This window comes from Fontibacter flavus (assembly GCF_042432905.1).
Taxonomy (GTDB): Bacteria; Bacteroidota; Bacteroidia; order Cytophagales; family Cyclobacteriaceae; genus Fontibacter; species Fontibacter flavus.
Genome location: NZ_JBHLWI010000016.1, coordinates 14,924 through 37,402 on the forward strand (window position 1 = coordinate 14,924; position 22,479 = coordinate 37,402).

Consider the following 22,479-nt stretch of genomic DNA (forward strand, 5'->3'; position numbering starts at 1 on the left):
CTTAACCAGTAACATTGATACCTATTCTTACATGACCCCATCAAAAAAAATCAATTGGAAATCAGTTTTTTCTTTAAAATCCAATTTCTACATCATCATAGGCATCTTATTCGCAGTCTTTGGCTTACAGGGATTTATGGTGCCTAATAATTTTCTGGATGGAGGCGTTACCGGCATTTCAATCTTAGTCACAGGATTTTCAGATATCCACATCAGCATTCTGCTGGTGGCCTTCAATATTCCCTTTCTTGTGATTGGATACAAGAAAATAGGTCAGACTTTCGGAGTAAAAGCGACAATTGCCGTCCTGCTGCTCGCTTTGGGAATGTACTTTATAGAAATCCCAATCTTTACCACTGACAAAGTGTTGATTGCTGTATTTGGGGGGTTCTTTGTTGGATTAGGTATAGGTTTTGTTATAAGAGGCGGTGGAGTCATTGATGGATTAGAGGTCATAGGCTACTACACCCAAAAAAAATCCGGGTTTACCTCAGGAGAAATCATTTTAGCATTGAATACCCTAATCATATTGGGTGCTGCATATAGTTTCGGAATCGAAACGGGCATGTACTCCATCTTGGTTTATTATACGGCCATGAAAACCTCTGATTATGTTGTAGATGGATTTGAAGAATATACAGCACTGACCATTGTCTCCAAAGACTATGATTTGGTCAAGCAGTTGATCGTTAAAGATTTTAACAAAGCCATTTCAGTATACAAAGGAGAGCGGGGTTACCTGCCGGAAAGTTTTGATGTCAAAAATGATTGTGACATCATCATGACTATTGTGACAAGATTAGAGATACATAGAATTAAGGAAGCTGTGAGTGAAATTGACCCAAAAGCTTTTTTTTATGTACACAGCATCAAGGAAGTGAATGGGGGCGTGATAAAAAAGAAAATCGGATACCAATAGCTTTATATGAGGAAATTAGATCACATTTATAGAGATTTTATGCCGAAACTTGTGCATAATCTTCCTCCACACCTCACCTATCATAATGCGGCCCATACCAAGTATGTGATAGAAAAAGCCAGGGCAATCGGCAAAGAAGAAAACGTATCTGACTCAGAACTGGAACTTTTGGAAATTGCCGCACTCTTCCATGATATAGGGTACATCGAAAAAAGTAGCAACCATGAAGAGATTGGCTGCGAAATGGTAAGAAATAATTTGGGAAAATATGGAATTAATAATTTTGAAATAAAAAAAATCTGTGGGATGATTATGGCAACCAAAATCCCCCAGAGACCAACCAATTTATTGGAAAAAATTATCGCTGATGCTGATTTGGAATATTTGGGAACGGACTCTTATACTACAATAAGCAATGGGCTATACCAGGAAATTTTACATTTTAATCCTACTTTAACCAGACAATATTGGATTGAGATCCAAATCGACTTTTTGAGCAAACATCATTTCCATACTGACTTTTGTATCAACCACAGAGAACCTGTAAAACAACAGCATTTAGAAAAATTGATTCACCTGTTTGAAAAAGAATATAAATAATCAAAAAGATCTGGTCAATGCACCAAAATCCTTAATACCTTTCTGCTCAGCAAGCTTGAGCAGCTTCATCAGCAGCTGTGCCGTCAAAAATGCATCCCCCGCAGCCGTATGTCTGTCATCCAAAGGTATTCCATAACGCTCACACAGACTATCCAAACCAAACTCTCCTGGCTTTCCCATTGATGCATCATAATGAGGTCCTTTCTCTAAGCGGATAGCCAAATATTGAGTATCCACAACTGGATTCAAAAGTTTTTTTAAACCATAAGCTTGTAGTTCCTTTTCCAACATTAGCATATCAAAACCTATATGCTGGCCCACAATGATATCTGCACCAACAAATGCCAGCAATTCTTTGGCAAAATCTTCCTTTGGTATGATTTCATTGGCTTGAATGATTTCATGAACCTTGACCGCGTCATTATTTTTTACCTGAACCTCCAAATACATCTCCTTAGCACTTTGAATCTGCATGGAATAGCCCTTAACTTTGATGCCGCCAAATGAAACAATAGCATCTTTCTTGGGATTAAGACCTGTAGTCTCAGTATCCAAAACCACGAACGTGAGTTGATCAATGGGTCTAATAGCAGGGATCTTTTTTTCAAATAACCCTTCATACTCCTCTACAAAATTGCTTTTCGGAACCTTTTTACCCCATAAAAAATCTAATATCCCCATATCAGCTTCCAAAATAGTCTAACTGAAACCTCACGCGGATGATTTTCTGCAATTCGTCAATTGGAGCAAAGGCATTTTTCAATAACTGACGCTGTAATTTGCCCAGCTTTTCGGGCTGAATATACCTTCCTGAACTCCCCGAATTCAATCCTTCAATCGCCCGCATCCTCATTAGAATCTCATAAGCTTTTCCTGCCTCCAGCATTAATTCAGAATAGTTGGGTTCCAATTCTGCCAGCTTTTCAAACCTTTTGAAGGTGTTGTTGATCCCTACAACCTGATGGCTCAACACTAATAGTCTGGCAATGTCTGCCAAAGGCATCATCGCCCTGAGTTTGATGTCAAATTTATCTTTTTGCTCTCCTGATTTCTCCACTATAAAATTCCTGAAAAAGCCCAAGGGAGGCGGGTTAAGCAGGGCGTTCTTAGCTAGAAAATTTAAGAAAATGGTTTTTCCTCCAATTTCATTGTAGATATGCTCTGTCAGTTCTTCCGCAAGAGCTTTGTAACCAACAATCGGCCTATAATCAAAAAATATGGTGGCATTCATCAGGGCCTGCTGATTGGGACTGTGGATCCAACTTGAAAACTGTTTTTTCCAATCAGACATAGGCTGACAATATTTGGGATTATTGGCCATCATGTCAGCAGGACAGGGCTGAAAACCACAGGATAAGAGCGTTTCAATGACTTCTTGGGCTATCAGCAGCATATACTTCTTGGTTGCTTTTAGCTTTTCTTTAGGGACATCCTCAAAAACAATGGCGTTGTCCAAATCTGTCCTTAAGAGCTGCTCCTCTCTCCCTTCACTTCCTAAAGAGAGAAAACAAAACCTGACTTTAGAAGCCTCCGGATGATCCTGATCGTGCTTTGTTTTTGCCAAATCTACCGCCCTCTTAATGATAATATCATTGATTTCAGTAATGATATTGGCCACAAAATCAATGGCAACCTCATTTTCCAAATAATACCTCAACAATCTCTCCGCCTGATCCCGGACTTTGGCCATCTCTTTGACATCCCAGGTGTTCAGCAGCGCATTGATCAGCACCGCAGGACTGCTTCCTTGTGAAAGCAAAATATCATGATCAGAAAGAATACCAGTAACAGGACTATCTACAGAACCGTCCTCTGTAAATATCAGATGATGTAGCCTGTTTTTGATCATAGTAAGGTATAAATCTGAAAAGTTGGCTTCCTTACTTTTAGTCATCACAGGAGAGGTCATCAGTTCGTCCACAGGTGTATCATAGCTTTTTTGCTGAGCAACCAACCTGTTTCTGATATCCTTATCTGTAATGATTCCTACAGGATGTGACTTGGCGTTCACCACCACTATTGAACCTACTCCTATTGCGGCCATTTGCCTGACGGCCTCTTTGATGGGCGTGCCTTCCAGACAGGTCAGCACATCCGAAGAATAGTTGATGTTGGATTGACCTGAAAACATCAACAATCCATTATCCTGGGAAACATCCTTAAATACTGAGCGGGCTTTTTGGGATTGGGAAAGGTCTGTCCTGACGACCACTTGACCTGAAGCAAATCCAGCAGCAAAATACAGGCCTACCCTGCTGTTTTCATTCAGGATTTTTTCAAAAATCGACACCGGGATAGCATAAATGAGCGTTTCCTCTCTGGCCTGTGCGCTGAGAATATAGGGGCGCTTGCCTAAAAGGGCCAATACTCCGAAAACATCCCCTTCATCACAAACTTCTACAACTTTTTCCTGACCTTCTTTATGCTCAGTAAGCTGCACGGAACCTTCCTTCAGGACAAAGAAGAAATTTTGGGCAGGATCACCCTGCCCAAAAAGATATTCCCTAGGACCATAAAACCTAACCTCCACCTCCCTGGCCACCGATTCAAGTGAGTCTTCACTGAGAAAAGTGAATGGAGGGTAGCGTTTTAGAAACTCTTTGACCCTATTGACGATTACATTTGCCATACTGAGATTTTAACATTTGGCAGGTACAGAATAGGAATGATATCTAGTTTGCCGCATCATCATGAGAATTTAACATATAGGGAAAGTACAGAAAGGATAATGACAATATTACGCATCATTCTGAACGTAGTGAAGCTTCACCTCTTTTTTATGAGACTCTTCCTTCGTCAGCGAGACGTACATTTCTACCATTGGTGGTTTTTAGAAAAGGATGGGAAATCTTAACTCCCCATCCCCTTTCGATTTACTTACGACCTGCAATGATTTGATTGACCACTTCAGGATCCAATAAGGTAGAAGTATCTCCCATGTTATCGGTGCTGCCTTCAGCCACTTTTCTGAGTATTCTACGCATGATTTTACCAGATCTTGTTTTAGGTAATCCAGGCACAATTTGAATTTTGTCCGGTTTGGCTATCGGACCAATAATCTTGGATACCGTATCTTTTATTTCATTTACCAGGTTCTCTTCTGTCCTATGTGACATATCACAGATAACATAGGCATAAATTCCCTGTCCTTTGACATCATGAGGATAACCTACTACCGCTGATTCGATGACTAACGGATGTTCATTGATGGCATTTTCTACCTCAGCTGTACCCATTCTATGCCCGGACACATTAATTACATCATCCACACGGCCCAAAATTCTGTAATATCCATCATGGTCGCGCTTTACGCCGTCCCCAGTGAAGTACATTCCCTTGTAAGTGGAAAAATAGGTTTGCTTGCACCTATCATGATCCCCCCAGGTAGTCCTTATCATAGATGGCCAAGGGAAACGCACACATAAGTTACCCTCTACAGAGTTGCCCGTCAGCTCATTCCCATCAGGGTCTACAATAGCCAACTGAATCCCAGGAAGCGGCAAAGTAGCAAAAGCTGGTTTGGTTGGCGTAATCCCGGCAATCGGAGAAACCAGAATCCCACCTGTCTCCGTCTGCCACCATGTATCCACAATAGGGCATCTTGATTGACCAATATGGGTATAATACCATCTCCAGGCCTCTTCATTGATCGGTTCACCCACGGAACCCAATACCTTCAACGAATCTAGGTTGTAAGGGTCAATGGGATCTGTACCATAACTCATCAAAGCCCGGATGGCGGTCGGCGCTGTATAGAATTGGTTAACTTTGTATTTTTCAATAATCTGCCAGAACCTGCTCGGATCCGGATAAGTTGGAACCCCTTCAAACATCAGGGTAGTCGCTCCAGCCAACAAAGGTCCATAAACGATATAGGAATGGCCTGTGATCCAACCAATATCCGCTGTACACCAATAGATGTCTCCAGGCGAATATTGAAATACATTTTCAAATGAGTATTTGGTATAGACCATGTAACCGGCAGTGGTATGCACCACCCCTTTTGGCTTTCCTGTAGAACCTGAAGTGTAAAGTATAAACAATGGATCCTCACTGTCCACTTCTGTGGCGACATTCATATCATCCTTACCTTCAATGACATCATGCCACCAAAAATCCCTGCCATCTTCCATCATCACTTCCTGACCAGTACGCTTGCAGACAATCACAGTCTCTACAGATGACTTTTCCAAGGCCTCATCTACTACCGACTTGACATCGATTTTTTTATTGCCACGGAAGTTCCCATCAGAAGTCAAAATGGCTTTTGCCTCACAGTCATTGATCCTATCTGCCAAAGCTGTCGAACTAAACCCTGCAAAGACTACAGAATGAATTGCACCAATTCTTGCACATGCCAACATTGCCACAGCTGCCTCCGGTATCATCGGCATATAGATAATCACACGGTCTCCTTTCTGAATACCTTTTGCTTTTAAGGCATTGGAAAACTGACATACCATATGGTACAATTCTCTATAGCTTATTTTTCTACCTTCTTCATTGGGGTCGTTAGATTCCCAAATTATCGCTGTCCTGTCACCATAAGCAAATAAGTTTTTTTCAAAGATGTTCTCTGTGATGTTCAGTTTACCATTCACAAACCACTGTACATTGGGACCCTCAAAATCCCATTTCAATACCTTATCCCATCTTTTTTTCCAATGGAATGAATCAGCTATTCTTGCCCAGAAATTTTCAGGCTCTGTAACAGACTTCTGGTATTCGTAAAAATACCCGCTCAGGGTATGTATTCTATCACTCATATCGTAATTTTTATAGGTTATTGTAAATTGATTAACTCATTAATGATTTGACTTTTGAAACCAGTTCTTTCGTTGAAAAGGGCTTGGTCAGATATAAATCGGCTCCAAGATCCAGCCCTTTTTGTATTTCCTGCGTTTTACTTTTTGCGGTCAGGAAAATTACTTTCACTCCCTTATGGCGCTGTTTGAGGTATTTACAGACCTCATAACCATCCACCTTAGGCATCATGATGTCCAAGATGACCAACTCTGGAACAGATTCCTGAATCAGTGTCATGGCTTCTTCTCCATCCCTTGCAATAAAAACCTTATAGCCCTCTTTTTTGAAAAGAAATTCCAGGGAAAGAAGGATATTGGGTTCGTCGTCTACTATTAATATATTACTCATTTGTTATCTGGTATGCTGTTTGTTTTCTTGTCAAATCCTGTATCGGTAAGGTGAATTCAAAGCAGGTGAAGACTCCTTGCCTGAACACTGAAATAGTACCCCTGTGATATTCTACTATTTTTTTTGAAATGGCCAACCCTAGACCACTTCCAATAGGCTTTTTACTGGTCTGGTTTTTTACCTGAAAGAACTTATCAAAGATAAAAGGCACTTCTTCTTCGGGAACTCCCTTCCCATCATCTTTCACTTGTATGCTAAAGGTATCGCCCACAATTACTCCATGTAAAATAATCCGGCTTTTTGCAAATTTGGAAGCATTGGACAAAAGGTTCAGAATCACTTGCTTGATCCTATCTTCATCCACAAAAAGAGGCAATTCATCGAAATCCAAGCTCATGCTAAATTGAAGACCTTTTTCTTTAAATACCTGGATCATACTTTCTGTTGCCTCAAGGACTAAAATCCTCAGGTCTGTCTTTTCCAAATTCAATTGCTGCCTTCCCGAATCGAATCTTTCCAGATCTAAAACCTGGTCTATCAATCTGGTCATCCTATTGGTTTCCTGAATGATGATATCCAGAAATCTCCTCCTGTCTTCCTCGGGCAGGTCTTCATCCATCAAAATTTCTGAAAATGCCCTGATAGAAGTAATAGGCGTTTTCATCTCATGGGTCACCGTTGAAATAAATTCATCCTTGAGCATATCGTTCAACCTAAGCGTTTCATTCATTTTTTGAAGCTTTTCAGAAGCTTTCCCAAGCTCTTTGCTCTTTTGCTTAAGCTGAAGATTCAGCGATTTAAGCTCCTGGGTTTCTCTTAAAATCCCCAAAACTTCTTCCATGCTGATTTCCTCTTCTTTCACCACCGAACCTACCATGATCCTGGCAGATGCTGACCCGATGATACCCGAAAGGACCCTTTCTGAAAAATTCACCAGTTCAGGGTCGGCAAAATTCTGGTTATCAATTGGTTTACCTGTAAGCCTACCATATTCAAGAAGCGACTCTTCTGTCTTTTGCTCACCCAAAAAATTAAAAAGCAAGGCTTTCAGATCAGGTAGATAGGCCTGTCCTTTCCAGATTATCGAGCTATCCAAAGTAGTGCTGTATTTAAAAATATCCACAAATACCACAGCCTGATTATGTTCTTTGGATGTCTGGGAAGAAAAAAGTGAAATCGTAATATAAAGAATCAAGTTAATTGAAAGACTAAAAAAGAGGCTATGGGTAACATAACTCATATCGGTCATGCCAAATAAATGATAGGGACGAAGTGCATGTATTCCAAAAAGCCCTTCTGTCATCAGGCTTTCAGGCAAGAAACCAGCGGTCACTATTGTCGGTACCACCAAAGTGTAAAACCAAATGACAAATCCCGTAATGATTCCAACCAAAGCACCAAGCCTTGCCCCCCTCTTCCAAAATATCCCTCCAATGATCGCTGGAGAAAACTGGGCTATTGCCACAAATGAAATCAGACCTATCGACACCAATGAAAACTGCGTAGATATTTCTTTATAATACAAATAGGCCAAAAGTATAATGAGAAAAATGGTGGTCCTTCTGATCCAAAGGACAATCGAGCCAAGTCTGTGCTGGTATTTAACCTTAACCTTACTGTTGACCAAAATTAGTGGCATAACGAGGTTATTGCTGACCATATTGCTCAGCGCAATGGTAGAGACAATAATCATACTCGTCGCTGCAGAAAAACCTCCCAAGTAAACCAATAAGGCAAGCCATCCCTGATTATAAGTGATAGGTAAAGCAAGCACATAAGTATCTGCATCAATAGCCTCTCCGGCAAAATGTACCATTCCTCCCAACGCTATAGGAAGTACAAATACATTGATCAACAATAAGTACAAGGGGAAAAGCCACATGGCCTTATCCAAATGATTTTCGTCTGAGTTCTCAATAACACCCATTTGAAATTGCCTTGGCAAAAACAAAATGGCCATCATGGACAAAACACTCAGCCAGAACCACTCCGAAACGCCATTTTCACCTTGAAGCATAAACAAATGGTCAAAGCCTCTAAGTGCTGCCTGATCGAAAATATCTTTGAAGCCATCGAAAATAAAATAGGTGACAAAAACCCCAACTACCAGAAAAGCTACCAGCTTGAAAACAGACTCAAAAGCTACAGCCATTACCATCCCTTCATGTTGGGCCGTAGCTTCTACATCTCTTGTTCCAAACAAGACTGTAAAAAGGGCAAGTCCAAGGGACAAATAAAATGCGGTATCTTGATAGAACGGTAACTGGTAAAGTTCTAAGGTGGATTCGGAATATTGTAAAATATCAAAAGAAGTAGCAATAGCTTTGATCTGAATGGAGGTATAAGGAAGTATCCCCAATAGGCAAAAGATTGTCACTAAACCTCCTAAAGTAATGTTTTTTCCATACCTGCTGGATATAAAATCTGCAATGGAAGAAATCCGCTGAACCTTGCTGATCCGGATAATTTTCCTCATCACGATCCACCATAGTGGAGCGATCAAACTTGGTCCAATGTAGATGGCCAAAAACTCCAGACCGTTTGTGGCAGCCCTTCCCACTGAACCATAATAGGTCCAAGCAGTACAATACACTGCTAAAGAGAGCGCATACACATATGGATTTGAGGCAAATCGCTTCCCTTTTTCGGCTGATTTTTCCGAATAATAGGCTATGGCAAACAATAGTGCCAAATAGCCAAAGGTAAACGATATGATCAATCCATTACTTAACATTGTTCTTTTGAACCGTTTTCTTGATCACTAAATAAGTCAGCACAATAATGAGCGACCAAAAAGAAAAAATAAAAATGTACAATACTGGTATGCCGCCCCATGTTTCCGGAATATTATAAATATTCAATACAGGATAATTGACCAGGAATAATCCGAGGAAAAACAACCCCCATAAATACTGTGACTTGAGTAAATCTTTCATGACTACTGTACTTCGCTATTTTAAATTAACCCATTTGCGCATGTGAAAAAAGGGAAACACCGACAATTACATTGACGGAGCCCCCTTTTACTTTACAATATATCTTAGATCAATGATCATGTGCTTTTCCTGCACCTCTTGGGATCCTGATTTCCTGAATCATATCCTGTACTTCCTGAGGTGGTGCAGGAGTGGCTTTCGATACTACATAACATACCACGAAGTTGACCAACATTCCTAGAGAACCAACTCCTTCAGGAGAAATGCCAAACCACCAATGTTCCATATTATTAAGCTCAGGATGTAGGAACTTAAAGTAGACAATATAGCCCATTGTAAATACCAACCCTGATATCATACCTGCAATAGCTCCTTCTTTGTTGATCCTACTGGAGAAAATTCCCATAATAATCACTGGAAAAAAGGAAGCTGCCGCCAAACCAAAGGCAAAAGCTACAACTTCCGCTACGAATCCTGGAGGGTTTACACCAAAATAACCGGCAAGCACAACAGCACCTGCTGCTGAAATCCTGGCAATCATCAATTCTTTCTTCTCCGTCATGTCTGGTTTAAAGGTTCTGAAAAGATCCCTAGAAACAGAAGTAGAAATTACCAATAAAAGACCTGCTGCTGTAGAAAGTGCTGCAGCCATACCACCTGCTGCTACCAAACCCACTACCCAATTAGGTAAATTGGCAATTTCAGGACTTGCCAACACCATAATATCCTTATCAATGTTCATTTCGTTGGTAGCTGCTGCAGGAGTGTACTGAACGATTCCATCACCGTTTTTATCATCAATCGTAATCAGATTAGTCTTCTGCCAGTTGCCTACCCAATCAGGAAGATTGTCCGCTGGTTTGTCCGCCACAGTTTCTATGGCATTGTAGATTCCAAAAGCCGCAACTGCAGGGGCAGTAGTATAGAGAATAGCAATAAATATAAGGGCATATCCAGCTGACAAACGGGCATCCTTTACCCTTGGAACTGTGAAAAATCTCACAATCACATGGGGTAAGCCCGCTGTACCTACCATCAGCGCTAGGGTAATGGCAAAGACATCAGCCATGCCTTTACGACCTGAAGTGTATTCTGCAAATCCCAACTCTGACAACACGCCATCCAACTTTTCCAACAAATGTGTGCCATCTGCCACAGTATCCCCAAGACCCAATTGCGGTATTGGATTACCGGTCAATTGCATGGAAACGAATATAGCCGGAACCATGTAGGCAAAAATCAAGACGCAGTACTGGGCCACCTGAGTATAGGTTATTCCTTTCATGCCACCTAAAACGGCATAGAAAAACACAATACACATCCCTATGACTACACCCGTATTAATATCAACCTCAAGGTATCTTGAAAATACAATTCCAACACCTCTCATCTGACCAGCTACATAAGTAAAGGAGATAAAGAGTGCACAGATTACCGCCACTACACGGGCTTTGTTGGAATAATACCTGTCCCCAACAAAATCCGGAACGGTAAACTTTCCAAACTTCCTTAAGTAAGGGGCTAAAAGCAAAGCCAAAAGCACATAGCCTCCGGTCCAACCCATGAGGTAAACAGAGCCATCATAGCCAGAAAAGGCAATGATCCCGGCCATCGAAATAAATGAAGCGGCAGACATCCAGTCAGCAGCAGTGGCCATGCCATTAGCAAGAGGGGAAACACCACCACCTGCAGTATAAAATTCTTTGGTAGATCCAGCACGCGTATAGATTGCGATGCCGATATAGAGGGCAAATGATGCGCCCACAAGTATATATGTCCAGGTTAAAATATCCATGATTGATTGAGATTAGGCGTTATTCTTCGTTTACATCAAATTCCTTGTCCAGTTGATTCATTCGGTAGACATACACGAATATCAACACCACAAATGTGTAGATGGAGCCTTGCTGGGCAAACCAAAATCCGAGTTTGAATCCACCAAATTTGATGGCATTGAGCGGCTCTACGAGGATGATGCCGAATCCAAAAGAAACGGTAAACCACACTAGTAAAAGGATAAGAAGCGTCTTGAGGTTCTTTTTCCAGTATGCCTTCATTTTGAGTTTGTTGTTTGACATAGTTGTTTTGGGTTATTGATTATAGGAATATATGGGTTTGGATGATGAACTCTCCTGCATTGCCACTTCTTTTGAAATTTTCAAAAAGCGGTCTACTGCCATACTGAAAGGTGATTTTAGCTTGGTGACTGTTCATGTAATAGTTGAAGCCCAAATCATATTGCCATGAACTGTTATCAAAATAATCAAAATTCTTGTAAGTGATCGCACCAAATGGCTGTAATCGGCCATGGTCTTCAAGAATATTTTTTGGTAATAAAAGGCCTGTTTGTGAATAGAAAATGCTACCTGTTCCGATTGTTGGCTGCGCATTTCCAGGACCATTTTGTGTGGTTCCTGCACCAAAACCAACATTCATGATGCCTACATTCCGCATATAGTTGGGCCCAAAATCGTAATTGTAATAAACCGCATAAGTCGTGAGGGCTGTGCCCTTCTCAGGATTTAGGGGAATATCCAGAAAAGCATCCAAACCAAACAACTTGATGTCATGGTACTCAGCGCCACCGGCCGCATTTTTGGACATGGTGGCTTTTGGATGATGATGCCATCCACCTCCTATGTTGAATACCTTCTTGGTACCCAAGTAGGATCCTGTGAAAAAAGGTAATTTGTTATTTTCCTTTTCAAGAAATTGATAGGCAATATATCCCTGCGTGGCCCATTGGTCATTCACCACATTGGCGGCAATTGGACGCTGTCTATTCACATCAAATGACCCTCCTGCACCAATGGAAAAAGGTTTGTTCAGAGCAATCCTATAATCCCAATTGGAAATCTGTCCTTTGGCATAAATTCCAAACTGCCTGGCAAATTGATCCGTAAGTTCAATTAGTGGCCAGTTGAATATTGGCGCATCGATGGCCATAAAACTTAGTGTACTATGACTGCTCATCCTGGAAATCCCATTCCAATAATGCAGGCCTGCCCCAATATACAGTTCTTCTGTAAGCATAAATTCTGTCCAAATGTCATGGAAAAACATCTGGGGTTTCTTCGCCGACATCGCATTGGCTGCACCGGATCCAGTTTCAGGATTCACTGTAACAGGAAGATTGCCAGGGTTACCGGTAGCTCCTCCTCCCGGAACTCCTCCATTGGTGAAGGTCTGATTGTTGATCCCCCAGTGGGAAAGAATGAGGAATCGAGGGGAAATCTGCGCATAGGCCAAAAACCTTGCTCTTCGAATACCTATATCGAACGAATTGTTATTGGGCTGACCGTCTACCCCAAGAGTCCCAGGATTGTTTTCGGTTGCACGCATCCAAAGTTGGTTCCAGATCAGAAACCTGACGTATTTGGAACCATCATCTGTTAATTTTAGCGTAAGCGGTTTATAAGAATGATCGACAAACATTTCGTCAGCAGCTATCGATGTAGATAGCGTATCCTGACCAAATCCCGGTAATACCAGGGTTAAACATAAAATAAACCCACCCAGCCATTCGAGTGTAGATTTCATTGATTATTCTTTGGGTTTGTTGTTTTTGACTTTTGTAGTCGGGCCCGAACAACAAGTGAAATCTAAATTGAAAATATGTAGAGCAAATGAAAAAACGGAGATATATTTTCGTTAAATAATTATAGCAAACAAAATAATATTCCGAATTATCTATTCCGGAACCTTTCCCATTTGATGATCATAAACTTGTCTCCCAGCTCTGTTATCAGCATACCGGTATCAGTCAGGTTCTCTTTCTGGGACATAAATTTGACTAATTCTGTATGATTAAGCACTTTATACGTCGGCCGATAGTCATAAGTCTCAGGGGCTTTGATTTTATATTGCTTGACCCAGTTCATGACAGAAACATGGCTTACACCTAATATTCTTTCGATTTCCCGATAAGAAATTCCTTCGATATAAAGTTGCAAAGCCTTTACAACATAATACTTATCAATGGATTTCCCGAGCTTATTGACTGTAAAATGGTAACCGCACTTTTTACACTTAAATCGCTGCCTACCGCCAATAACACCACTTTTTACGGTTTTGGGATGCTCACACTTTGGGCAAATTGGCTTTTCCATAACTGCTTATTTTGGGTTTGATATATCAATTTAGCGAAAGTATAACATATTAGCAATATATACTTTTCTTTTAACCCAAAAAAGAAAGAACAGAATTTTCTCTATGTCAAATCGATTATTTAGGGTATAAAAACCCTATAAAAGCATCTCCAGCAAAATGGCAAGTCCAAAAGCAAACATACTCACCAAAACCTTATTCAGGTAGAACCTATGGTCTGGACTACTCTCAAAAAATATTGTGGTAGAAATATGGAGAAATCCGCCGGCAACTATCCCATAAAAGATATTCAAGGATTCACCCCCTAAGACCTTGCTTTCATACATCCAGTTACTCAATAACATTCCAAGAGGAGATGCCAGGGCAAAAATGATCAAGAGAAGGAAAATCCATCTCTTTTTCATGGCACTCATCAAGACTGCCACCAGTGCAAAAGCCTCAGGTCCCTTGTGCAACAAGATACCGAACAACAAATTGCCGCCACTATGATGATGGTGATGGTGGTCATGGCCACTATGGTCATGGTCATGTGCCAACAAGGAACCTTCATTGCCTAACAAAGTACCTTCCAAGAAGGCATGCAGAAATAGGCCTATCATGATCGTCCACACACCTACATTTGCAGCATGTTGGTGACTGGGATGATGGATATGTCCATGCTCTACACCCGTGGAAAGGAGTGCCAAAATTTGCTGAATAAAAAATCCCAATAAAATATAAAGCCCCATTCTGGTCGGGTTGCTTGATTCTACAAAGAGTTCAGGCAATATATGCAGCACCGTAATGGCAAAAAGATAAGAACCTGCAAATACCAAGACCAGCTTGAAATACTTCTCTTCCCAGCTGGGAATAAAATAAGCCAGTCCTCCGGCAAGCATTGCCGTCACAAACAAAAGGGTGAAATTTAAAGCCATTATAGTAGGTTATTAAATGCGATCAATCTTGAATAAAGGAAAGATAAGGCTTGATGCCCTCACTGGCAAAAGACTTCATCTGACCCTCTTCATCATTGAAAATCAGGAAGATTTCGAAATTTTTTTGTGACTCCTGTAGCGCAATGGCCTTTTCGGTCCCCATCACCATCAATGACGTGGCAATGGCATCTGCAGTCATACAATCCTCTGCAAGAACCGTAGCACTCAATAATCCATGTCTGACCGGTCTTCCTGTAAAAGGATCTATGGTGTGGGAAAATTTCATCCCGTCAGCTTCGTAGTAATTTCTGTAATTTCCTGAAGTAGCCATCCCTTTATTATCCAAAGCAATGATGCTGTACAATTCATCAGATCGGCCTAATTCCTCAGGCTTGTTGACCCCGACTTTCCACAATTCTCCTTTTTCATTTACCCCTCTCGCCACTAGTTCACCACCGATTTCCACCAGCAAATCTTTAATCCCTTTCTTTTGCAGAAACTGCGCCACCACATCTACTCCATAACCTTTGGCAATGGCACTGAAATCCAAATACATTCCCGACCGCTGCTTTTTAACTACCCGCTCATTGAATTCAATTTGGTTGTACCCCACCAATGGCAGAATAGCAGTGATATTCACGCTGTCTTTCAATTGTGGACCTCCCGGGCCAAATCCCCATAAATTGACCAAAGGTCCAACTGTAGGATCGAATGCTCCCTGGGTCAAATCGTAAATCTGACGGCTTGATTCCAAGACAGGATAAAAATACGGTAAGCTGAACACCAAAGAGTCACCTTGATTGAACTGGCTGATTTCAGAATCCGGAATATAAGTGGAAAGAGACTGGTTGAATAACAACAGCAAAGAATCCACCGATAGCTGAAAATCACGCTCATTGGGATCTAGGTACACAATCCTATAAGTGGTACCCATGGTGTTGCCGCTCAGTACCATTTTTCCCGAACTGACCTCAGGTATTTCTTCCACAGGAACCTGTTGATTCTGTCTGTACAGGTAGACGATTACCACCAATAACAAAAGGATAATCGAGTAAATTATATTTTTATTCGCGTTGCTTCGCATGAAAACTGCAATTTTTCCGAAAGTTAAGGCATATTTTCCAAATAAAGTTCCAAACAGGCCTTAAAAATGCAACTCTATTGCAAATTTTTTGCATCAATAAAAGCTGCTTTCAGCCTTGGTCAATTTTCCTATCTTTGTACATGTTGAATGCATACACATGAGAGAAGATTATCTGAGTGGAGACAAGGACAAACTGAATTCCTCTGACAAGGAAATAGAAAAGGCCTTAAGACCCTTGAGTTTTGACGATTTTACTGGTCAGTTTAAAATCGTAGAAAACCTCAAGATTTTTGTGCTGGCGGCAAAGAGAAGGAATGAGCCCCTCGACCATGTGCTTTTGCATGGCCCCCCGGGACTGGGCAAAACCACGCTGAGCCATATTATTGCCAATGAACTGGAAGCTGGCATCAAGATTACATCTGGACCGGTGCTGGACAAGCCATCTGACCTCGCCGGATTGCTGACGAACCTTGAAGAAGGGGATGTACTCTTTATAGATGAAATACACCGACTAAATCCGATCGTAGAAGAATATCTTTATTCGGCTATGGAGGATTTCAGGATAGATATCATGTTGGACTCCGGACCAAATGCCCGTTCGGTGCAGATTTCCCTGAGTCCTTTTACGCTGATAGGTGCTACTACCCGCTCAGGGTTATTGACCTCGCCATTACGGGCAAGGTTTGGCATCAATTCCCGACTGGAATATTATGATGCCAAATTATTGACTGACATAGTCAGCAGGTCTGCAAGTATCCTGCAGACACCCATTGATGAGGTGGCGGCATTTGAAATTGCCAGAAGGAGCAGGGGTACGCCTAGGATTGCCAATATGTTGCTCAGAAGAACAAGGGATTTTGCTGAAATCAAAGGCAACGGTAAAATCACCTTGGAAATCGCAAAAATGGCCCTAAATGCCCTAGATGTTGATGAACATGGACTGGATGAAATGGACAACCGTATTTTGATGACCATCATTGATAAGTTTAAAGGTGGTCCTGTGGGCTTAGGCACAATTGCTACTGCTTGTGGGGAAGAAGCAGAAACCATAGAAGAGGTTTACGAACCCTTCCTGATACAGGAGGGATACCTGAAAAGAACTTCCAGAGGAAGGATGGCCACAGAACTCGCATACAAGCACCTCAATATCAAACCTAACTTTGGAGGCAGTACAGGGAGCCTTTTTGAATAAAACCGATACAAAGGTCACATGACTAACCTGAGTGATAAGTATGCCGGAATCATCAAATCACAGGCAAAAAAGCTTGGATTTGATTTTTGTGGCATTGCCAAAGCGGAATTTCTAGAGGAGGAAGCCCCAAAACTTGAGCAATGGCTAAACCAACATTATCATGGGGAAATGGCCTACATGGCCAACCATTTTGATAAACGATTGGACCCAACAAAATTGGTGGATGGAGCCAAAACAGTCGTAAGTCTTATTTACAACTACTACCCTTCTGAAAGGCTTTCCGAAGGCCCTGAAGATTACAAATTGGCAAAATATGCCTATGGTCAGGACTATCACTTTGTGATCAAAGACAAACTGAAAAGACTGCTTGCTGTACTTCAGGAGAAAATCGGTGAATTTGGAGGAAAAGCATTTGTAGATTCAGCTCCTGTCATGGAAAGACAATGGGCCCAGAAATCAGGATTGGGCTGGTTAGGAAAAAACAGTCTTCTGCTCAATAAGCAAATGGGCAGCTTCTTCTTTTTGGCAGAATTGATCATCGACCTGGAAGTAAGCCCGGACCCACCCATGGTCAAAGATTACTGTGGCACCTGTACCAAATGTATAGATGCCTGTCCTACCGAAGCCATCGTCAAACCAGGAGTGGTCAATGGCTCTCATTGTATTTCATATTTCACTATTGAACTCAAAGAACAGATCCCTCAGGAAGTCAAGGGGAAGTTTGACAATTGGATTTTTGGATGTGACATCTGTCAGGACGTATGTCCTTGGAACAGATTTTCCAAAGCGCACAAGGAGCCTCTATTTGATCCACATCCGGATTTGAAGCAATTGAGGAAAAAAGATTGGGAGGAAATTACCGCAGAAACTTTTAATAAAGTCTTTAAAAAATCAGCGGTCAAAAGAACCAAGTTCAGCGGCCTCCTGAGAAACATTAACTTTCAATAGTACATTAGATACTATTTTCATTATATAGGTAACTTTACAGAAATTAATCCAGGCTATGCAAATTTCAAAAGTCTCCACAAAGACAGATGAATCAGAGTTTATCAGGGCTCATGTAAACATCAATAGCGCTTATCCCAATTGGATCAGACCATTGGATAAGGATGTGTTGGGTGTTTTTGATCCTCAGAAAAACAAGTTTTTACAACAAGGAGAAGCCTGCAGGTGGAACCTTAAAGATGATTCAGGCAAACTGATTGGAAGAATTGCCGCATTTGTCAACAAGCGTTACAAAAACAAAGGGGACAAGTTCCCGGTAGGAGGAGTCGGTTTTTTTGATTGTATTGATGATCAACAGGCCGCGAATCTGCTTTTCGATACAGCAAAAGCATGGTTAGCTGAACGTGGCATGCAAGCCATGGATGGCCCTATCAATATTGGGGACAGGGATAAATGGTGGGGACTTTTGGTAGAAGGTTTTCATCCTCCCATTTATAATATGAATTATAACCCTCCCTATTACCAAAAGCTTTTTGAGACCTATGGATTCCAGGTATTTTATAATCAGATCTGTTGGAGCCTTCAGGTAGCGGCATCCAATCAGCTAGAACCAAAATTTTATGAATATCACAAAAAATTTGCCCAGAACCCGGACTTTAAAGCCAGGCATATCCAGAAAAACCAGCTGTCGAAATATGCAGAAGACCTGACAATTGTCTACAACAAAGCTTGGGCGAAGCATGAGGGAAACAAAGAAATCAACAAGGCTCATGCACTAAAACTACTACAATCCATGAAACCCGTTTTGGATGAAAAACTGATTTGGTTTGTGTACCATAAAGAAGAACCGGTTGTGATGTGGATCAACCTACCGGATATCAATCAGATCATCAAAAGTTTAAATGGTAAGTTGGGACTTTGGGAAAAACTCAAATTCTTCTTGATCAAAACCTTCGGAAAAAACAGCAGTTTTGTGGGACTTGTATTTGGAATAGTACCTGAATTCCAAGGTTCCGGTCTGGATTATTTCATGATTGTGGAAGCAGAAAAAGAAATTAAAAAAACGAGGTCCTACAAAACCCTAGAACTGTATTGGCAGGGTGATTTTAACCCAAAGATGCTGAACATATCGAAGAACCTGGGAGCTAAACAAAGCAGGAAAATGATTACCTACCGATACAATTTCGATAGAAATATACCTTTTGAAAGGCATCCTATCCTGACATAAAAAAAAGGCCAATGATGGCCTTTTTTTTATGATTCAATTTTTTTATTCCTCTTCCAAATCAAGTTGATAGATGATGTTTTTATCCCCATAAGCAGCCGGATGACGTGGAAATGCCAACATCAATCTCTGAGAAGTAATCAATGGCAGGACGTCAGAATTGATGCTTTCAAAAACAGATTGAACTTGGACAATCTCATCGGAAAGCATGTAGAGCTTGTAAATATCACTAGTGCCAAAGACCACATACATGATATCATTCAGAATAAGTAATTGGGGCTGTCGAAATCTATCCCAAGTAAACTCTGGCTGAAATGACCTATACAAAACAGGCAATTCCCCAACCCTATACCGGTAAATATTGATACCATTGTTGTTCAATAAAAAGTATACCTCATTACCGTAGACGAATAACGAAACTGCATGGCGCATTTCCAGCGGAACAGACTGAGCGCTTTGTCTCCAGGTTTTGGTGTTGACATCAAATACAAAGAAACTCCCATAATTTGCCGGAATCACTACAATATTGCCCTGAAACTCAAAAGCGTTAACAATCTCGGTTTTTTCCATTGGAAAATCCGGCAGTTCCTCCCAGACATTATTGACCAGATCCAATCTTCTAAAATCCTTCAATAATTCTATTTTATTACTGCCATATCTATAGCCTAATCCATAGTAAAAATATCTTTCCTCTCCTACTGTTCTCACTGCCCCAAACCTTCCTGTAGATATCCCCGGAAACTCCTTCAATTTTTGTAATGAATTACTTAAGAAATCGTATGCATAAATATCTATCCAACCACCATCTCCCAAAAACAACACCCTGTCTCCAGCCTGCATTTTCGTATAGCTCTCGAGTTGAGTCAGAGAAATATCTTTTTGATAAACTTTCCAACTATTGAGCACCTCAAATTTTTCAGGATACGTATTGAGATAACTCCCATCTCCAAGGATAGATACCTCATAAGATCCAGGCTGAATATTTGGGATTTTGGCCATATATTGACCAAAACCTCCACCACTGAGGATCATTTGAGCTGATGGAAATCCATTGTAGTTGAAATAGGCTTTGCCGTCAAACTGTCCAAACTCGTCATTGATCCCAATTTGTATCAGCTTCCCGACATGAGCCCTCAATGGGTCAATATGACCAATGACCGGAAAGGTCATTGTAAAATGATCAACAACAAAGGTGCTCTGACCGGCAACTGTAAGTTTGAGACTGTATTTTTGACCGAAAGCCGCCACTACAAAGTAGCGCCTTGTCATTTTTACGCGTATTTCCTGATTTGTACTGCTCAATACCTCCAACCTGAAAAATTGCTCAAGCCCAGGAATCTCTACGATATTCCCTTCTTTCCTACTGCTGAAATAGTTTCCCATGATGGTGAATTCCATGTCACCAAAAATCAAATTGGTAGAAACACCTGTAATCTCTGGCTTTAGGCCTCCCTTACTGGTAAAAGTCAAGGCATCACCATACACGACCCTATCTCCAGACCGGACAAATGGCAAGACCAAGTACTCAACCCCATTGACAAGGTCATGGGTAATCCTAAATGAGACTAAGTTACCTGTAGGAGCGCCCTGTTGGACTATTTTATAATTTTCAGCATCCCCGAAATTAAAGTTAGCCTGAACTTCCCTAAATTCTACCCCATAACTGCTGATATTGGCACTACCGGATTTGATAATCTCAAAGTCAAATGATGCCCCTGTATTATCAATAGAGTGAATCTGTAGACTTTTGATAAAGGGATAATTTCTTTCACTGATGATTTCTTCTTCTCTGCATCCGAGCAACAAAGTAGAAATGAAAAAGAGTTGGATGAATTTTTTCAACATATCGCTCAGAATTTATAGCCTGCAAATAAGTGCGTTTGGGTAATCTTGCTTTCCAAAATCTCACTTAAAAAAGTGCCCCTGAATCCCAAGACCACCACCCGGTGGTTATTGAGATATTTTTCAAAACCCAAACCCGCAACAGCACCTTGGTGCTTCTTGGGCAACTCGAGACTTTTCTGTGACGTCAGGACTGTATTACCGGATATTTTGGCCTCAAAAATATTTGCTGTTCTGAAACTGGAAAAAGCGAAATTATACCCCAACTCCACGAAAACTCTGGATTTATTGGCTTTTATATCATGATAATACTTTGCCAGCAAGGGGAGTTGGATAGTTGAAAAACCAATATTCACATCTGATTCTACCCTGCCATTTCTGGTAATAAATGATTCAAAAGTATGGGAACTAAAATTAGACCACGATGGGCTTAAATTAAGTGAAATACTCCTATTAAAATTGACAAAAGTTTCAATATTAAAGCCTACCACTGGACTATTTCCACTCAAGGAAACATTTTCAAAAATCTCAGGAAGTACAAAACTGTATGTGATCATACCAAAACCCACATTGGGCATCAATACAATTGTTTTGGAGAATGACCTAGGCTTGGTGATATTTTCAGCGGTTTTGAATAGGTAATTCAACTGAAATTCATTCAGCTGAGTAGTCCTGATCAGACTGGAGAGCTCAGATTTTTCAAAGATATTGGAAAGCGTTTCCTTATAACCATTGGCTTTTAGGGGTGTTAATTCTCCATCGGATTCAACAAAAAAATGATGATCAGGGCCATTCATTTTCCAAAGTGTAGCCTTGCTGTTTACAACCGGCAACCTTTCTAAAAAAACCTTTGCTTCTTTCTCTCCAACCACAATCTGCTTCCTAAAGAAAAGCCTTTCTTTAAAAGAGAACTCTTTTACATCATCTACTGTAAGTCTTTCCGGAGCGGATTTGGCAGACGACTTGAAGAAAATGACTGTATTTCCCTCAATGGGGAGATCAGTGATTTTCCCCTGCCGATAAACGGTGTCATATAAGATGGCGTAGTCTGATTTCTGAGCAAAACCTGTCTGTGGAGACAGGCTGATGGTCAAAAATAAAATTGTGGCAAACAGGAAATCCTTCCCCTGCTTATCCTGAAAGTAATTTTTTGACAAATAAATGGAAGTTAACGTGATAAAATCCTTGATCCAAAAATGGCTGTTCTATCCAAATATAAATTTAAATTCAATTGTTAGTTCAGTATTTGCCAAATAAATTTTAAAAAGAAAAAAGCCCCTAACCGGGGCTTTTAGAATTATCCTGCAAAGCTTACAAAATACTTATCGAGAACGGGTTCATAGTTGCTGGAAAACCTACTATAACACCATTCTTTGAATTCCTGAATTTCCGCTGGTAAAAGTAAATTCAGGGCTTTTCTCAACTCCTTTTCAAAAAGGCGTCGGTCAAAACTGACCTTCATCAGCACTGTTTTAACATATTCTAACATATCTCAAAGAATTTTTGGTTAATAAAACAACTACACTTTGGCATACGATACTAACAAAGGTTTGTTGCGTTT

At 40.8% G+C, this 22,479-nt stretch carries 19 protein-coding genes; 5 read left to right on the top strand and 14 right to left on the bottom strand.

The window, feature by feature from the left end; all coding sequences use genetic code 11:
* The first annotated feature begins 31 nt into the window (after positions 1-31).
* Both ACFFIP_RS07005 and ACFFIP_RS07010 read left to right on the top strand, forming a co-directional pair.
* Complete coding sequence (locus tag ACFFIP_RS07005; RefSeq protein WP_382386873.1) at positions 32-919, top strand: YitT family protein; 888 nt, start codon at positions 32-34, stop codon at positions 917-919.
* A gap of 6 nt (positions 920-925) precedes the next feature.
* Entirely contained in the window at positions 926-1,519 is a 594-nt protein-coding gene (locus ACFFIP_RS07010; RefSeq protein ID WP_382386874.1) for an HD domain-containing protein, read from the top strand.
* Here the strand turns inward: ACFFIP_RS07010 and ACFFIP_RS07015 are convergent, their stop codons facing one another.
* From ACFFIP_RS07015 to ACFFIP_RS07065, 11 genes are all read right to left on the bottom strand, one after another.
* The gene (locus ACFFIP_RS07015) at positions 1,520-2,200 is read right to left on the bottom strand and encodes a 3'-5' exonuclease (RefSeq protein WP_382386875.1); all 681 of its coding nucleotides are present in this window, start codon (positions 2,198-2,200) and stop codon (positions 1,520-1,522) included.
* 1 nt (position 2,201) lies between these two features.
* A complete protein-coding gene (locus ACFFIP_RS07020; RefSeq protein ID WP_382386876.1) occupies positions 2,202-4,148 on the bottom strand; it encodes a DUF294 nucleotidyltransferase-like domain-containing protein in 1,947 nt (648 codons plus the stop codon).
* A 244-nt stretch (positions 4,149-4,392) separates the two neighbouring features.
* Positions 4,393-6,285, bottom strand: a complete 1,893-nt coding sequence (acs, locus tag ACFFIP_RS07025; protein ID WP_382386877.1) for an acetate--CoA ligase — start codon at positions 6,283-6,285, stop codon at positions 4,393-4,395.
* Between the two features lie 31 nt (positions 6,286-6,316).
* The gene (locus ACFFIP_RS07030; RefSeq protein WP_382386878.1) at positions 6,317-6,673 is read right to left on the bottom strand and encodes a response regulator transcription factor; all 357 of its coding nucleotides are present in this window, start codon (positions 6,671-6,673) and stop codon (positions 6,317-6,319) included.
* Complete coding sequence (locus ACFFIP_RS07035; RefSeq protein WP_382386879.1) at positions 6,666-9,407, bottom strand: ATP-binding protein; 2,742 nt, start codon at positions 9,405-9,407, stop codon at positions 6,666-6,668. Before ACFFIP_RS07035 ends, ACFFIP_RS07030 begins: the two co-directional genes overlap by 8 nt.
* Before the next feature lie 311 nt (positions 9,408-9,718).
* Positions 9,719-11,404 (bottom strand): sodium:solute symporter family protein, encoded by a 1,686-nt coding sequence (locus ACFFIP_RS07040; protein WP_382386880.1) that lies wholly within the window; start codon positions 11,402-11,404, stop codon positions 9,719-9,721.
* Between the two features lie 19 nt (positions 11,405-11,423).
* A complete protein-coding gene (locus ACFFIP_RS07045) occupies positions 11,424-11,687 on the bottom strand; it encodes a DUF4212 domain-containing protein (protein WP_382386881.1) in 264 nt (87 codons plus the stop codon).
* A gap of 19 nt (positions 11,688-11,706) precedes the next feature.
* Complete coding sequence (locus ACFFIP_RS07050) at positions 11,707-13,149, bottom strand: porin (protein ID WP_382386882.1); 1,443 nt, start codon at positions 13,147-13,149, stop codon at positions 11,707-11,709.
* Between the two features lie 146 nt (positions 13,150-13,295).
* A complete protein-coding gene (locus ACFFIP_RS07055; protein WP_382386883.1) occupies positions 13,296-13,718 on the bottom strand; it encodes an IS1/IS1595 family N-terminal zinc-binding domain-containing protein in 423 nt (140 codons plus the stop codon).
* 135 nt (positions 13,719-13,853) lie between these two features.
* Positions 13,854-14,630, bottom strand: coding sequence for a ZIP family metal transporter (locus ACFFIP_RS07060; protein ID WP_382386885.1), 777 nt, complete (start codon positions 14,628-14,630; stop codon positions 13,854-13,856).
* Positions 14,631-14,652: 22 nt separating this feature from the next.
* Positions 14,653-15,714, bottom strand: coding sequence for an FAD:protein FMN transferase (locus tag ACFFIP_RS07065; protein ID WP_382386886.1), 1,062 nt, complete (start codon positions 15,712-15,714; stop codon positions 14,653-14,655).
* Between the two features lie 157 nt (positions 15,715-15,871).
* On the opposite strand from ACFFIP_RS07065, the gene ruvB reads away from it, so the two are divergent.
* The 3 genes from ruvB to ACFFIP_RS07080 are packed head-to-tail and all read left to right on the top strand — an operon-like array spanning position 15,872 to position 19,079.
* Entirely contained in the window at positions 15,872-16,906 is a 1,035-nt protein-coding gene (gene ruvB, locus ACFFIP_RS07070) for a Holliday junction branch migration DNA helicase RuvB (protein ID WP_382386888.1), read from the top strand.
* An 18-nt stretch (positions 16,907-16,924) separates the two neighbouring features.
* Complete coding sequence (queG, locus tag ACFFIP_RS07075; RefSeq protein WP_382386889.1) at positions 16,925-17,854, top strand: tRNA epoxyqueuosine(34) reductase QueG; 930 nt, start codon at positions 16,925-16,927, stop codon at positions 17,852-17,854.
* A gap of 55 nt (positions 17,855-17,909) precedes the next feature.
* Positions 17,910-19,079, top strand: coding sequence for a hypothetical protein (locus ACFFIP_RS07080; protein ID WP_382386890.1), 1,170 nt, complete (start codon positions 17,910-17,912; stop codon positions 19,077-19,079).
* Positions 19,080-19,121: 42 nt separating this feature from the next.
* Here ACFFIP_RS07080 and ACFFIP_RS07085 read toward each other — a convergent pair whose 3' ends face one another.
* From ACFFIP_RS07085 to ACFFIP_RS07095, 3 genes are all read right to left on the bottom strand, one after another.
* Complete coding sequence (locus tag ACFFIP_RS07085) at positions 19,122-20,921, bottom strand: hypothetical protein (RefSeq protein ID WP_382386891.1); 1,800 nt, start codon at positions 20,919-20,921, stop codon at positions 19,122-19,124.
* Between the two features lie 5 nt (positions 20,922-20,926).
* Positions 20,927-22,075 (bottom strand): hypothetical protein, encoded by a 1,149-nt coding sequence (locus ACFFIP_RS07090; RefSeq protein WP_382386892.1) that lies wholly within the window; start codon positions 22,073-22,075, stop codon positions 20,927-20,929.
* Between the two features lie 140 nt (positions 22,076-22,215).
* A complete protein-coding gene (locus tag ACFFIP_RS07095; protein ID WP_382386893.1) occupies positions 22,216-22,407 on the bottom strand; it encodes a hypothetical protein in 192 nt (63 codons plus the stop codon).
* Positions 22,408-22,479: the final 72 nt, after the last annotated feature.